At 66.9% G+C, this 14,201-nt stretch carries 14 protein-coding genes; 10 read left to right on the top strand and 4 right to left on the bottom strand.

The window, feature by feature from the left end:
- Positions 1-32 precede the first annotated feature (32 nt).
- Genes KIT53_RS00105 through KIT53_RS00125 form a run of 5 tightly spaced genes read left to right on the top strand, consistent with a single transcriptional unit; the run spans position 33 to position 4,110 of the window.
- The gene (locus tag KIT53_RS00105; protein WP_297745711.1) at positions 33-1,547 is read left to right on the top strand and encodes an enoyl-CoA hydratase-related protein; all 1,515 of its coding nucleotides are present in this window, start codon (positions 33-35) and stop codon (positions 1,545-1,547) included.
- On the top strand, positions 1,544-2,005 hold the full coding sequence (locus KIT53_RS00110; RefSeq protein ID WP_297745713.1) for a MaoC family dehydratase N-terminal domain-containing protein: 462 nt from the start codon (positions 1,544-1,546) through the stop codon (positions 2,003-2,005). The genes KIT53_RS00105 and KIT53_RS00110 overlap by 4 nt, the downstream gene beginning before the upstream one ends.
- On the top strand, positions 1,998-2,399 hold the full coding sequence (locus KIT53_RS00115; protein ID WP_297745715.1) for a MaoC/PaaZ C-terminal domain-containing protein: 402 nt from the start codon (positions 1,998-2,000) through the stop codon (positions 2,397-2,399). The genes KIT53_RS00110 and KIT53_RS00115 overlap by 8 nt, the downstream gene beginning before the upstream one ends.
- The gene (locus tag KIT53_RS00120) at positions 2,396-3,640 is read left to right on the top strand and encodes an acetyl-CoA hydrolase/transferase C-terminal domain-containing protein (RefSeq protein ID WP_297745718.1); all 1,245 of its coding nucleotides are present in this window, start codon (positions 2,396-2,398) and stop codon (positions 3,638-3,640) included. Before KIT53_RS00115 ends, KIT53_RS00120 begins: the two co-directional genes overlap by 4 nt.
- A 2-nt stretch (positions 3,641-3,642) precedes the next feature.
- Entirely contained in the window at positions 3,643-4,110 is a 468-nt protein-coding gene (locus KIT53_RS00125) for a PaaI family thioesterase (protein ID WP_297745719.1), read from the top strand.
- Between the two features lie 21 nt (positions 4,111-4,131).
- Here KIT53_RS00125 and KIT53_RS00130 read toward each other — a convergent pair whose 3' ends face one another.
- Positions 4,132-5,151: an NADP-dependent oxidoreductase gene (locus KIT53_RS00130; protein WP_297745721.1), complete on the bottom strand. Its 1,020-nt coding sequence runs from the start codon at positions 5,149-5,151 to the stop codon at positions 4,132-4,134.
- A gap of 62 nt (positions 5,152-5,213) precedes the next feature.
- On the opposite strand from KIT53_RS00130, the gene KIT53_RS00135 reads away from it, so the two are divergent.
- Genes KIT53_RS00135 through KIT53_RS00155 form a run of 5 tightly spaced genes read left to right on the top strand, consistent with a single transcriptional unit; the run spans position 5,214 to position 9,945 of the window.
- Positions 5,214-5,711 carry a MaoC family dehydratase gene (locus KIT53_RS00135; RefSeq protein WP_366521877.1) on the top strand — a complete coding sequence of 166 codons (498 nt, stop codon included), beginning with the start codon at positions 5,214-5,216 and terminating at the stop codon, positions 5,709-5,711.
- On the top strand, positions 5,711-6,586 hold the full coding sequence (locus KIT53_RS00140) for a CoA ester lyase (protein ID WP_297745728.1): 876 nt from the start codon (positions 5,711-5,713) through the stop codon (positions 6,584-6,586). Before KIT53_RS00135 ends, KIT53_RS00140 begins: the two co-directional genes overlap by 1 nt.
- A gap of 34 nt (positions 6,587-6,620) precedes the next feature.
- Positions 6,621-7,787: an acyl-CoA dehydrogenase family protein gene (locus KIT53_RS00145; protein ID WP_297745730.1), complete on the top strand. Its 1,167-nt coding sequence runs from the start codon at positions 6,621-6,623 to the stop codon at positions 7,785-7,787.
- Positions 7,788-7,814: 27 nt separating this feature from the next.
- Positions 7,815-8,978, top strand: coding sequence for an acyl-CoA dehydrogenase family protein (locus KIT53_RS00150; RefSeq protein ID WP_297745733.1), 1,164 nt, complete (start codon positions 7,815-7,817; stop codon positions 8,976-8,978).
- Positions 8,979-9,030: 52 nt separating this feature from the next.
- Complete coding sequence (locus KIT53_RS00155) at positions 9,031-9,945, top strand: SDR family oxidoreductase (protein ID WP_297745737.1); 915 nt, start codon at positions 9,031-9,033, stop codon at positions 9,943-9,945.
- A gap of 44 nt (positions 9,946-9,989) precedes the next feature.
- Here the strand turns inward: KIT53_RS00155 and folD are convergent, their stop codons facing one another.
- The 3 genes from folD to KIT53_RS00170 form a co-directional block, all read right to left on the bottom strand.
- A complete protein-coding gene (gene folD, locus KIT53_RS00160; RefSeq protein WP_297745740.1) occupies positions 9,990-10,847 on the bottom strand; it encodes a bifunctional methylenetetrahydrofolate dehydrogenase/methenyltetrahydrofolate cyclohydrolase FolD in 858 nt (285 codons plus the stop codon).
- A gap of 75 nt (positions 10,848-10,922) precedes the next feature.
- Positions 10,923-11,549 (bottom strand): response regulator transcription factor, encoded by a 627-nt coding sequence (locus tag KIT53_RS00165; protein WP_297745743.1) that lies wholly within the window; start codon positions 11,547-11,549, stop codon positions 10,923-10,925.
- Entirely contained in the window at positions 11,546-14,101 is a 2,556-nt protein-coding gene (locus KIT53_RS00170) for a PAS domain-containing sensor histidine kinase (protein WP_297745746.1), read from the bottom strand. The genes KIT53_RS00165 and KIT53_RS00170 overlap by 4 nt, the downstream gene beginning before the upstream one ends.
- Positions 14,102-14,201 lie beyond the last annotated feature (100 nt).

A 14,201-nucleotide genomic window follows, 5' to 3' on the forward strand; every position in this document is an offset into this window, starting at 1 on the left:
GCTCGACGCCATGAACGATTGATAGGGCACCGATGATTCATACCAACCTGGAAGAGGATGGCGTGCTGCTGGCCGCCATCGACATGCCCGGCCGCACCATGAACGTGTTCTCGTTCGAGCTCATGGACGCGCTCGACGCGCTGATGGCGCGCGTCGAGGACGACGAGGCGGTGCGTGCCGTGGTGCTGACCTCGGGCAAGGCGAGCTTTCTGGCCGGTGCCGACCTGGTCATGGTCAAGGGCTTCTGCGCGGAGGCGCGCTCCGCCACGCACGAGGCCATGTTCGAACGCTGCGGTCGCCTGGGCCGCCAGTTCGTTCGTCTGGAAGCCAGTGCCAAGCCTTGGGTCGCTGCGGTCAACGGGCTGGCCATGGGTGGGGGGCTGGAACTGGCCATGGCCTGCCGTGAACGCCTGGTGGCCGACGACCCGCGCATCCAGCTCGGCCTGCCGGAAATCCGCTGGGGCCTGCTGCCCGGAGCCGGTGGTACGCAGCGCATGCCGCGGCTGCTGGGCTTCGAGCGTGGTCTGGAGATGTTGCTCAGCGGGCGCTCCATGGCGCCTGCGGAGGCGGTCACCAGTGGCCTGTTTGCCGAGGCCGTGCCGGGCGACAAGCTGCTCGACGCTGCCCGTGCCCGGGCGCGTGCCCTGATGGGGCAGGCCCATGATCCCGCGCGCAAGTTCGCACACCTCGGGCAGGCCGACGTCCCCGCGTACAGCGAAGACACCGCGCGCGCCCTGGCGCGCCAGCATGGCGTTGACGCCGAAACCTTTGACCGTTATCCCGCCTACAGCTCGATCATCGACAGCGTGCTCAAGGGGGCGCGACAGCCGCTGGCCGAAGCCACGGCCACCGAGATGAACGAGTTCCTGCGCCTGATGTTCAGCCCGGTGGCTGGCCGCATGGTGCGCACCCTGTTCCTGGAGCGTTTGCGCGCAGAGCGCGAACTGGCTCCGCCGCCGGGTGCACAGCTGACGTCCGTGCGCCATGGCGCGTTCGGTGCCGGCCGGCAGTCCTGGGTGCAAGCCTTGGCCCGGGTAAAGAAACTGGACGTGGCCGAGGACGCCAGTCTGCCCGCCGATACGCTGGTGCTGAACGGTTCGCACCACGTTCTGGCCCGTGTGCTGGGTGACGAGGTGCACGCGGCTGCGCAGGAAACGGTGGCGGTGCTCGCGCCCGCCGGGCCGTATGGACGGGTGATGGAGATCGTGGGGCAGGGGGACGGCGAGGCCGCCAGCCTGCTCGCCGCGCTGGCCCAGCGCCTCTGGGCCTTGCCCTGGCCTTCGGGAGGGCAGGCCAGCGAGCTGCGGGCATTGGCCGGCCAGGATCTGCCGGCGCAGGCCGCGCTGGCGTTGGCCTGGGTGGCCCGCTCTGGCGCTGGCGAGCCCGCGTTCTACGACGTGGCCGCCTGCCTGGCCGGTGTGTCGCCCGGATGGAGCGGCGGGCCCCTGGCCTGGTTCTGGGACGAGCAGGCGCAGGTCGCACTGGACACGCGGGCCCGCGCAAACCTGGAAGCGGTGCGGCCGCGTCTGGCACGCGATTTCGCATGAGCGTTGTGGACCGCGCCCACATCGGCTTCACCACCGAACCCACCGAGGCGGTGGTGGACGCCTGGCGCGTGAAGCTGTTCTGCCAGGCCATCGGCGAGACCGACGCCGTGTACTGGGAGCCCGGCGTGGCGCGCGAGCGTGGCCTGCCCGGCTGCCCGGTCCCCCCCACCTTTCTCAAGGCGCTCGAAGGCGAGCACTTCAGCAGCGCCGCCATCCTGCAGCACCTGCAGGTGCCGGTGCGGCGTGTGCTGCACGCCGAGCAGAGCTTCGACTACTTCGCCGCGCTGTACGTGGGCCAGCGCGTGCGCATCCGCCGCCGCATCAGCGACATTCAGGACAAGAAGGGTGGGGCGCTGACCTTCGTACTGGTGGACACCGACTACCATGTCGGCGAACGCGCCGTGGCCAGCAGCCGCCAGTCCATCCTGGTGCGCAACCCGCAACCCACCCATGAGTGAAACCACATTCCCCGAAACGCTGGAGCTGCGGTGCGGGCCGGTGTCGGCGGTCGACCTGGCGCTGTTCGCCGCCGCCTCGGGCGACCACAACCCCCTGCATCTGGATGCCGAGGTGGCGCGCGCGGCGGGCTTTGAGCGTCCGGTGGTGCACGGCATGCTCAGCATGGCTTTCGCCGGGCGCCTGTTCACCACGCGCTGGGGCCCAGGAGCGCTGGCGCACCTGCAGACCCGCTTCACCGCCGCCGCCAGCCTCGGGGACACCATCACCCTGCGGGCCGATCGGGAAGAAGTGCGCAAGGACGGCACGGCGCGCTACCGCCTGCAGGCCCGCAACCAGGCGGGTACCGCCTTGATCGACGGCCAGGCCCTGGTGCGCGGCCAGCCCCTGCAATGAGCGCGTTACACCTCACCGATGGGTTGCGGCCCGGTATGCGGGTGTTCCAGCCCGGCATGTCCAACGAGTCTGCACTGCTGGTGCGTGAGCTCACGCAAGACCCGGAGCGCGCGGCCGGCGTGACCTTCTGCGGCGTGCAGTTTCCCGGCATCGACAGCTTCGACCCGCTCGCCCTGCATCCGCGGGCGCGCCAGTGGTCCGCCTTCATGACGCCAGGCCTGCGCACCGGCCTGCGAGAAGGTCGCGCCGAGCTGGTGTCCATGGACTACGTGGCGCTGGCTCGTCACCTGCAGACGGGTGAGCCCATGGACCTCGCCATCGCGCACCTGAGCCTGCCCGACGCCGACGGCTGGTGCTCCCCGGGCATGGCCGCCGACTTCCTGCCGCTCGTGTGGCCGCGCGCGCGTCGCCGCGTGGCCCACCTCAATCCGCTGATGCCGAGCCTGCAGAGCAGTTTCCGTGTGCACGTGTCTGAACTCGACGCCCAGGTGATTTCGCCAGAACCCTTGCTCGACTTCAAGGAGCCCACCGCGGGAGAGGTGGAACGGCGCATAGGCGCGCACGTGGCCGGCCTGGTGGACGACGGCGACACCTTGCAGTTCGGCATTGGATCGGTGCCCCTGGCCCTGGCCGATGCCCTCGTCGGCCACCGCCGCCTGCGCTTTCATGGCGGACTCATCAGTGGCGGGGTGCAGAAACTCTGGGAAGCCGGCGCGATGCACGAGCCCTCCGTGGTGACCACCGGCGTGGTGCTCGGCGATGCCGGCTTGCGCGAGTTCGCTGCGCGGCTGAGCCCCCTGCGGCTGACCTCGGTGGACCGCACCCACGACCTGTCCACGCTGGCCGCCATCCCTCGCTTCATGGCCATCAACAGCGCGGTGGAGGTGGATCTTTTCGGCCAGGTGAATGCAGAGCGCATGGCCCAGGGCATCCAGGCTGGCCCTGGTGGCCTGCCTGCCTTCGCGCTGGGCGCGAGGGCTTCGCGCGGCGGGCGTCTGCTGATCTGCCTGGCCGCGAGCGCACGCGGCGGCTCGGTCTCGCGCATCGTGCCCAGCCTGAGCGATTCGGCCCTGTGCACGCTGCCGCGCCACATGGCCGACATCGTCGTCACCGAACACGGCGTGGCCGATGTGCGGGACCTCGACGTGGATCGCCGCGCGCAGGCGTTGATCGAGATCGCCGCGCCTGAGCACCGTGCCGCGCTGTCCGAGGCCTGGTCGGGCATGCGGGGTAAGCTCTGAAAATGCACACACCACCCGAAGGTTTCCATCCAGCCCCCGTGGGCGGCCGGTTCGCCATCCACAACGGACCGCTCTTCGCACGCTGGACGACCGACCAGCGCCTGGTGCTGGGCTTTCGCGTCGAGGAGCGCCACACCAACCCCGGCAACCAGTGCCATGGAGGGATGCTGGGTCTGTTCGCGGACATCTTCATCTCCACCGCGGCGCAGTACCAGACCGACATCCCGCGCCAGTTCCTGCCGACCATCAGCCTGGACCTGGATTTCCTTGCAGGCGCGCCGCTGGGCAGTTGGATCGAGGGCCGGGCCGATGTGCTCAAGGTCACGCGCAACCTCATCTTCTCCCAAGGCCTGATCACCGCCGATGGCGAGCCCGTGGTGCGCGCCAGTGGGGTGTTCAAGCGAGGCCCTCTGTTGCCTGAAAGCGCCAGCGACACCTTCCTCACATTGCCCGGCATGCACCGCAAGTAGGGTAGCGCGCCGGGTAGCGCGTCAGGGCAGCTCGGCGATGCGGATCAGCCGTTTGCCCAGGTTCTCGCCCCGGTACAGACCGGCGATGGCGTCCGGCGCCTGCTCCAGGCCATCGAGCACGTCCTCCAGGTACACCAGGTCACCCGCGCGTATCCACTGCACGAGGTCGCGCCGCGCCACCGGCTGGTGTTGCGGATGGTCGAAGATCACGAAGCCGGCCATGCTGGCGCGTTTGACCAGCAGATGGCGCTCGACCCGTGGACCCTGGGGCCAGGGGCTCCAGCTGGACAGCGCGGCCGTCCCGCAGACCACCACCCGCGCGCCGATGGCGAGATGGCCCATGACCGCGTCGCTGATCGGTCCCGCGGTGTTGTCGAAGTACACGTTCACGCCGCCGGCACAAGCCTGCGCCAGTTGCTCGTTGAAGTCGGGCGCCTTGTAGTCGATGGCGACATCGAAGCCGAAGGTGTCCTTGCACAGCCGCGTCTTGTGCTCACCACCCGCAATGCCCACGGTGCGGCAACCGTGCAAGCGCGCGATCTGCCCGGCGCAGGAGCCTACGGCCCCCGCAGCGGTGGAGACCACCACGGTGTCGCCAGCGCGCGGACGACCCAGTTCCAGCAACCCGTAGTGCGCGGTCACGCCGTTGATGCCCAGCACACCCAGGTACGCCTGCAGGGGCAGGCCCTCGTCGGCCACCACCTGCTCGATGGCGGCAGGCTCCACCACGGCGTAGTCCTGCCAGCCGAAGGACCCTGTCACCCGCGTGCCGACGGGCAGGTCAGGCACGTTGGAGCGGTCGATCCAGCCGGCCGCGAACGAACGCATCACACCGCCGATGGGCACGGGCTGCGAGTAGTTGGCCACGGCGCTGACCCAGCCTCGCATGGCGGGCTCCACCGACAGGTAGGCGTTGCGCACCCGCACCTGGCCGGGCCCCGGCTCCACCGCCGGAGTGCTGGTGAGCTCGAAGTCATCGGCCTGCGGGACCCCTGCGGGGCGGCGTGCGAGCAGTACCTGGCGGTTCCGGGGCGTGGTCATGCGTGTCTCCGATCATGGTTTCTACCAACATGCTAATTGTACTCGTGTGGTAAAGTACGCAGGTGTACGATACAGGTACGAACACTAACGAAACGAAAGACAGAGACATGGCAGGGTTGTGGTTTGGAGACTTCCAGATCGGGCAGGTGTTCGATCACGAGATCCGGCGCACGGTGACCGAGGCGGACAACATGTGGTTCTGCAACGCCACGTACAACCCGGCGGCCATCCACATCGACGCCGAGTACTGCAAGGGCACGGAGTTCGGCCAGCCGCTGGTCAACAGCATCTTCACGCTCGGCCTGGTCATTGGCCTTTCGGTGCAGGACACGACCCTGGGCACCACGGTGGCCAACCTGGGCATGACCGATGTGACCTTTCCCAAGCCGGTGTTTGCGGGTGACACGCTGCGTTCGCGCACCACGGTGCTTGAAACACGGGAGAGCAAGTCACGCCCCAACGCGGGCATCGTGACCTTTTTGCATCAAGGTCTCAACCAGCGCGGCGAGGAAGTGGCGCGCTGCAAGCGCCAGGCGCTCATGCTGCGGCGGGAGGCGTGATGCCGCTGCGCTCCTTCCTGTTCGTGCCGGCCGACAGCGAACGCAAATTGGCCAAGGGCGTGGACAGCGGCGCCGATGCGCTCATTCTCGACCTGGAGGATGCGGTGGCCTGGAGCAACAAGCCCCAAGCGCGCCGCATGGCCAGCGACTGGCTGGGCCGGCAGGCCAGCGCGCACGGCGAGGGCCCGCGCCGTTTCGTGCGCATCAATCCGCTGGATTCCGGCCTCGCGCTCGAAGACCTGGCCGCCGTGGTGCAACCGGGGCTCGATGGCCTGGTGCTGCCCAAGCCGACCTCGGCCCAGGACCTGCTGCGTCTGCACCACATGCTTGAAGCGCTCGAGGTGCGCGCCGGCATGGCGCCCGCAAGCGTGGGTGTGATGCCGGTCATCACCGAGACACCGCAGGCCATGCTGAACATGAACACGTTCAGCACGCCGCAGCCGCGCGTGGTGGCCGTCACCTGGGGCGCCGAGGACCTTTCTGCCGCGATTGGCGCGGTGAGCAACCGCGATGACGACGGCCAGTTCTCGCCGCTCTACGTCTGGGCGCAATCCTTGTGCCTGTGCGTGGCGGCCAGTTCGGGTGCGGTGGCCATTGACACGCTGCACGCCAACTTTCGCGACTCCGAGGGCTTGGCGGCCACCTGCCGCCAAGCACGCCGACGCGGCTTTGGCGGCCGCATCGCCATTCATCCGGACCAGGTGGCCACCATCAACGACGCATTCACCCCGAGCGAGGCCGAACTGGCGCATGCGCGCCGCGTGGTCGAGGCCTTTGCCCTGAACCCGGATGCCGGCACGCTGAGCCTCGACGGCGCGATGCTGGACATGCCGCACCTCAAGCAGGCGCGCAGGACCCTGGGCCTGCCCGCCTGACCAGACCTCATACCGAACAGCAGGAGACAGCCGGATGGACTTTTCGATCAGCGAGGATCACCGGGCCATACGCGAGGGCGTTGGCGCCGTCGCGCGCCGCTTTGGCGACGAGTACTGGCTTGCGCGCGACGAGGACGGCGAGTTTCCGCGTGACTTCCACCGTGCGATGGCGGACGCGGGCTGGCTGGGCATCACCATGCCGGTGGAGTATGGCGGTGCCGGCCTGGGAGTGACCGAGGCGGTGATCATGATGCACGAGGTGGCCAGCCATGGCGGCGGCATGTCTGCCACTTCCACCGTGCACATCAATCTGTTCGGTCCGCACCCCATCGTGGTGTTCGGAACCGATGAACAGCGTCAGCGCTGGCTGCCGCGCCTCATCGCGGGCGAGGACCAATGCTGTTTCGGTTTTACCGAACCGGATGCCGGCCTGAACACCACGGCCATCAAGACCTTCGCCGAAAAGGTGCCGGGCGGTTACCTGGTGCGCGGCCAGAAGGTATGGACCTCCACCGCCCAGGTGGCCAACAAGATCATGCTGCTCACGCGGACCACCCGCCTGGAAGACTGCAAGAAGCCCACCGACGGCATCACCATCTTCTACACCGATCTGGACCGCAGCAAGATCGAGGTCCGCAAGATCCCGAAGATGGGTCGCAAGTCGGTGGATTCCAACGCCATCTTCATCGACGGCCTGTTCATTCCCGAGGCCGACCGCATCGGCGAGGAGGGCAAGGGCTTCAGCTACATCCTGCACAGCCTGAACCCGGAGCGCCTCCTGATTGCCGCCGAGGCCATCGCCATCGGGCAGGATGCGCTGCGGCGCGCCACGCAGTATGCGCGCGAACGCATCGTCTTTGACCGGCCGATCGGCATGAACCAGGGCATCCAGCACCCGCTGGCCGAGCGCTGGATGTCGCTGGAAGCCGCCTGGGCCATGACCATGAAAGGGGCCTGGCTCTACGACAGCCACCAACCCTGTGGCGCCGAAGCCAACACCGCGAAGTTCCTGGGCGCGCGCGCAGGACACGATGCCTGCCTGCAGGCGGTCATGACCCATGGCGGCTTCGGCTACGCCAAGGAATACCACGTCGAGCGGCTGCTGCGCGAGGTGACCATCACGCGCATTGCGCCCATCACCGAGCAGCTCATCCTCTCGTTCATCGCCGAGAAGGTGCTGGACTTGCCCAAGTCCTACTGAACCCGAACCCACCACGCGAGGCCCGACATGATCAAGAGAGACCTGTTCAACGAGGAGCACGAGGCCTTCCGTGACACGGTACGCCGCTTCATCGACAAAGAGATCGCCCCCTACCACGCCCAATGGGAAGCCGACGGCGTCGTGCCGCGCGAACTCTGGCTCAAGGCCGGAGCCGCTGGCATGCTCTGCTGCACCATCCCGGAGGAATACGGCGGGCTGGGGCTGGACTACCTTTTTGATGTGGTGGTGTTCGAGGAGATGGCCCGTTCCGGCTTCACCGGACCGGGCTTCCTGATCCATTGCGACCTGGTGGCCACCTACATCAAGTCCTTCGGCACCGAGGCGCAGAAGAGCCACTGGCTGCCCAAGATGGTGCGTGGAGAAGCCATTGGCTCGCTGGGCATGACCGAACCGCACGCGGGGTCCGACCTCAAGGCCATCCGGACCCGCGCGGTGCGCGATGGCGACGACTTCGTGATCTCCGGCCAGAAGGTCTTCATCTCCAACGGCCAGTTGTGCGACGTGATCGTGCTGGCCACCAAGACCGACTCCAACGCCGGTGCCAAGGGCGTGACCCTGTTCCTCGTGGACACCAGCCTGCCGGGCTTCCGCCGCGGCAAGAACCTGGAGAAACTGGGCATGAAGGGACAGGACACGTCGGAACTGTTCTTCGACGAAGTTCGTGTTCCCGCCTCCGCCATGCTGGGGGGCGAGGGCGAAGGCTTTCAGCTCATGATGACCAAGCTGTCCCAGGAACGCCTGGCGCAGGCGATCCGGTCCGCCACCGTGAGCGAAACGGTGATCGACTACACCGTGGCCTACACCGCAGAACGCAAGGCGTTCAATCAGACCATCGCCGACTTCCAGAACACCCAGTTCAAGCTGGCCGAGCTCAAGACCGAAGCGGTGGTGGGCCGCCAGTTCACCGACAAGTGCATCGAGCTGTTCATGAAAGGCGAGCTGGATGCGGTCGACGCCGCCATGGCCAAGATGTGGCTGAGCAACCTGCACTGCAAGGTGGTCGACGAATGCCTCCAGCTCTTTGGCGGCTGGGGCTACATGTGGGAATACCCGATCGCACGAGCCTATGCCGACGCCCGTATCGTCAAGATCGCGGGCGGATCGATCGAGGTGATGAAGCACATCATCGGTCGCCAACTGGTGGCCGACTACCGCAAAAACAACGCCTGACACTGCCGGCACAATGCCGCAGACGCACTCCACCCCCTTCACGAGGTTTTCCATGTCCCCCATTGGCAAGCAGACCCCATTCCGAGAAGACGTACTCGCTGGCAAACGCATCCTCATCACCGGCGGCGGCACGGGACTGGGCAAGGAGCTCGCGCGCGCCTTCGTCTCCCAGGGCGCAACCGTTTACATCTGTGGCCGTCGCCAGGCCGTGCTGGACGCTGCCGTGGCGGAGCTGATGCAAAGCGCCGCCCATGGCGGCCGTGTGGAGTCCGCCATCTGCGACGTGCGCGATGCCGATCAGATCGAAGCCATGGTAGAGCGGTTCTGGCAAGACGGCCCGCTCACCGGCCTCGTCAACAACGCGGCGGCCAACTTCATTTCCCCGTCCGTGGACATCAGCCCGCGCGGCTTCGCCGCGGTGCGCTCCACCGTCATGGACGGCGCCTTGTTCGCCACCCTGGCCTGCGGCCGGCGCTGGATCGCGCAAGGCCTGCCGGGCTCCGTGGTGAGCATGCTGGTCACCTGGGTCTGGACCGGATCGGCCTACGTGCTGCCCTCCACCATGGCGAAGACGGCGGTGCACGCCATGACCATGTCACTCGCCGTCGAATGGGGGCGCCACAACATCCGCGTCAACGCGGTGGCGCCCGGCCCATTTCCCACCGAGAGCGCCTGGGAAAAGCTGGCTCCCATTCCCAAGGCCAACGTGGGCGCCGCATCTGCCGAGCAGGTTCCGCTGGGCCGCTACGGCCGCATGCCTGAACTCTGCAACCTGCTGACCTTCCTGCAGTCCGACGCCTGCGACTACATCACCGGCGCAAACATCGCCATCGACGGCGGTCACCACCTGGCCGCGCCCAGCACCTTCGCCGAACTCGGCAAGCTCACGCCCGAAGACTGGGCCGAAGCCAAGACCCTGGTGCGCGGCAAGGCCGAACAGGAAAAAGCGCAGCGCAGCGCGGGTTGAGGGGGGCGGGTTGAGCGTACGGCGAGGGGGGCAACGCTCAACGCTCAACGCTCAACGCTCAACGCCTCTGCCGCATGCAGCGTGTTCACCAGCAGCATCGCGCGCGTCATCGGGCCCACACCCCCGGGTACCGGGGTGATCCAGCCGGCCACGTTCTTCACGGCGTCGAAGTCGACGTCGCCGCAGAGCTTGCCCTCGTCATTGCGGTTCATGCCCACGTCGATCACCACGGCACCGGGCTTGACCATGTCGGCCGTGAGCACATTGCGCTTGCCCACTGCGGCCACGATCACGTCGGCCTGCAGCGTCAAGGACTTGAGGTCTTGCGTGGCGCTGTGGCAGATGGTCACCGTGGCGTTCTTCTGCAGCAGCATCAGTGCCATGGGTTTGCCCACGATGTTGCTGCGCCCGATCACCACCGCATGCCTGCCCTTGAGGTCGTAGCCGATGTCTTCCAGCATCTTCATGCAGCCGTACGGGGTGCAGGGCCAGAAGCCGGGTTGTCCCACCATGAGCGCGCCCGCGCTGGCCACGTGAAAACCATCGACATCCTTGGACGGCGAGATGGTCTCGATCACCTTGTGCGCATTCATGTGACGGGGCAGGGGCAACTGGACCAGGATGCCGTGCACGGCAGGGTCCTCGTTGAGGGTGTCGATGCGGGCGAGCAACTCGGCCTCGGTCATGCTGTCCGGGTAGCGCTCCAGCGTGGCTTGCAAGCCGGTCTCGGTGCTGTCGTTGACCTTGTGCCGGGTGTAGACCTGGCTGGCCGGGTCCTCGCCCACCAGGATGATGGAGAGCGCGGGCACGATGCCCCGTGCGCGCAGAGCCTGGGTGCGGCCGGCGACTTCGGCGCGGATTTTCTTGGCGAGGGCATTGCCATCAATCAGTTGGGCGGTCATGGGATGGTGCTCGGGGCTTGCGGAAAAAAGGAAACGCCCGCGAGGGCGGGCGTCGTTGAGGTGGCGGTCGGGCGCTCAGGCCTTGGCGGGTGTCTGGCCGAGGGCGATCTTGAGCAGGTCGGCCACGGTGTTGGCGCCCAACTTCTCCATGATGTTGGCGCGGTGGGCTTCAACCGTCTTGATGCTGATGCCCAGATCGTCGGCGATCTGCTTGTTCAGCCGGCCGGCAACGATGCGTTCGAGCACCTGGGCCTCCCGGCTGGTGAGCTTGGAAAGCAGGGCGTCGCGGCTGACGGCCTGCTGGTGGGTGGCGAAGGCTTCGCGGGCATGTTCGAGCATGCGCTCGACCAGGGCCAGCAACTGGTCTTCCTTGAAGGGCTTCTGGATGAAATCCAGGGCACCTTTCTTCATCGACTCCACCGCCATGGGCACATCGCCGTGCCCGGTGATGAACACGATGGGCAGAGGCGACTGGCGTTCGATCAGCCGCTCCTGGAGTTCCATGCCACTCATGCCGCCCATGCGGATGTCGGCGATCAGGCAGGCCACTTCGCGGGCGTCGTAGCGACTGAGAAAGGCCTCGGCCGATTCGAAGCAGCGGACCCGGTAGTCCTTGCCTTCGAGCAGCCATTGCAGAGAGTCGCGAACGGCTTCGTCGTCATCGACCACGTAGACGCTGCCTTTTTTGGGGATCAAACTCATCTCGCTCTTTCTGTGTCCGTCAGAGGCTTGGCGGCAGGCCCGCTTGCGGCACCCTGGCCTTGGAGCCGGGACACCACGGGGATCCAGAAGCTGAAGCAGCAGCCCACCACCTCTTCACCATTGTAGATGTTCTGAACCTGCATCCTCCCATGGTGCGATTCGACGATGCTGCGGCACAGTTTGAGGCCGATACCCATGCCCTCGCTCTTGGTGCTGTAGAACGCTTCGTAGATGCGTTCAATGAGCTCGTCGGGTACGCCATTGCCCGAGTCGCGCACCGAGAACTCGACCACCTCCTGGCCATCGAGGTGGCGCGGGCCCACGCGCAGTTCCACATACCGTTCGCCCGGCGCCCGCGCAGCCTGCACGATGGCCTCTCCAGCGTTCTTGAGCAGGTTGATGAGCACCTGCTCGATCAGGATGGGGTCCACCATCAAATGGGGCAGGCGCGCCGCGACGTAAGGTGAAAGCCGCACCTGCTGGCGGCGCAGCTCGATGTCGGCCAGTTCGATGGCGTTGTTGACCATCTGGCCCACGTCCGACAGCGTCGGGTTGGGTTCGCTGCGTTTCACGAAGGCGCGGATGCGCTGGATGATCTGGCCCGCGCGCTGGGCCTGGCGGGACGTCTTTTCCAGCGCGCCCAGCAACTCGTCCGGACTGATGCGCTGCTCCTGCAGGCGGGAGATCATGCCATTGCAGTAGTTGGCGATGGCGGTGAGCGGCTGATTGAGTTCATGCGCCACGCTGGAGGCCATCTCGCCCATGGTGATCAGGCGGCTGGCCGTCTGCGCGCGTTCGGCCTGGCGGGACGCCTGTTCCTCGGCGAAGCGGCGCGGCGTGATGTCGCTGGCGATCACCATCTGCGCCAGGCGGCCATCCACCCAGGTCAGGTAGCGGGTGCGGACCTCGAGCCATCGGTCCAGCTCCTCCACGAAGACCTCCGCGTTCTCCGCCCCGGCGTCGGTCAGTGTTTCCGTCGGCATGCCGGCGAACGCGTCCACCGCATCGCCATCGTCCGGGCTGGGGGACGGCTGGTTGCCCGCGAGGTCCACCAGGTGCCGGTGGCCCTGGCCGCGCGTGCCGAACCAGAGCCGGTACATCTTGTTGGCGAACAGCATCTCGTCGCTGCCCAGCGGCGCCACCGACACCGCCGAGTCCAGGCTTTCCAGCACGGTGGTAAAGCGTTCGTACGAGGCGGAAAGCTCTTCCCGGATGCGCTTGGGCTCGGTGATGTCGGTCATCGAGGTCATCCAGCCGGTCTGGTGGCCCCTCGGGTCGATCAGTGGCGAGACGTACATGCGTGCGTCGAAGATGCTGCCGTTGCGCCGGCGCACGCGCACCTCGAAACCTCCCGGCGTGGAGCGCCCTCGCAGCTCGTCCTCCAGTCTGGCAGCGAGTTGGTCGTGGTCTTCTTCCGGCCAGTAGGGAAAGGGTGCCGTGCGGCCCACCAGCTCACCTTCGGTCCAGCCGGTCATGGAACAGAAGGCCGGGTTGACGTAGGTGATGCGGCCCTGCATGTCCAGTGCGCGCATGCCGGTGAGCATGGAGTTTTCCATCGCGCGGCGGAAGTTGGTCTCCGCCATCAGGGCCTGCTGGGCCTGCACGCGCCGCCGGGTATGGCGCCAGGTGCCCAGCAACATCCAGACGGTGAGCACGCTGAGCGCACCGATCACCCAGAAGAAACCGCTGCCCACGATGTCCTGTGAGGTGCGGTAGCCCTGTGCTTTGAGGATCAGGCCGTTGCCCACGGGCGACACCGGTACCGCATGCTCCAGCGGCGGGTTGGACCACGGCAGCAGCCGCAGCACCGATTCCGGTGTCTGCAGGCTGCCCGCGAGCACGCGGTCGCGATCGTCCACCAGCGCGACCGCATACCGCGCCATGATTTCCGGCGGGATGCCAAAGCGCATCAGGCCGTCGATGGCGTACTCGCCCATGATGGTGCCGGAGAAGCGGCCCTGTTCGCTCAGGGGCACGTGCAGCATCAGCGTGGCATTGCGCGCGTCTTCGCCCAGCGGGCGGGAGTAGACCGGCTGGCGCAGGTCCCGCGCCAGTTCGAAGGTGCCGTCCGTCTCGCCCGCCGCCAGCACGCTGCCCACCGGCCGCGTCAGCATCGAAGGGGCGCTCGGCGAGGCGTAGCTGGCCAGCACGTTGCGGCGGCTGTCCACCCAACTGATGGCGAGCAATTCCGGAAACTGACTGACCAGTGACTCGGCCTGGAACTCGAATTCCTCGTTCTCGATCTCCTTGTTGCCGATCTCTCGCGCCAGGCGCATGAGCTGCTCTTGCCGCTCCAGCAGGCGCAGGCGCAGGCGTTGCTGGGCGTACTCCACGTCGCGCGTGACGGCCTCTTGCTCGCGTTCGAGCTCTTCGTACCGCAGGTAGGTGATGGCCACCACGATGGCCGAGAGGAACAGCAATACCGCCAGCAAAGGCCCCAGCGTCGCAAAGCGGTCTTGGCGGGAGGGCGGCAGGCGCCGCCACCAGCGTTTCCACCACACGGCCTGCGGGAACGGGCGTTCGGCGCTGGAGGGTTTGGGCAAGGGGATCATGAAGCGTGCAAGTCTACGTGAGAGCCTGGAAACTCCCTCTGGCATCCGGTTGAAATTTCATTATGAGAAATTGTTAGGCACATATTGAAATGAAAAACGA

This window comes from Hydrogenophaga sp. (assembly GCF_026125785.1).
Classification (GTDB): domain Bacteria; phylum Pseudomonadota; class Gammaproteobacteria; order Burkholderiales; family Burkholderiaceae_C; genus Hydrogenophaga.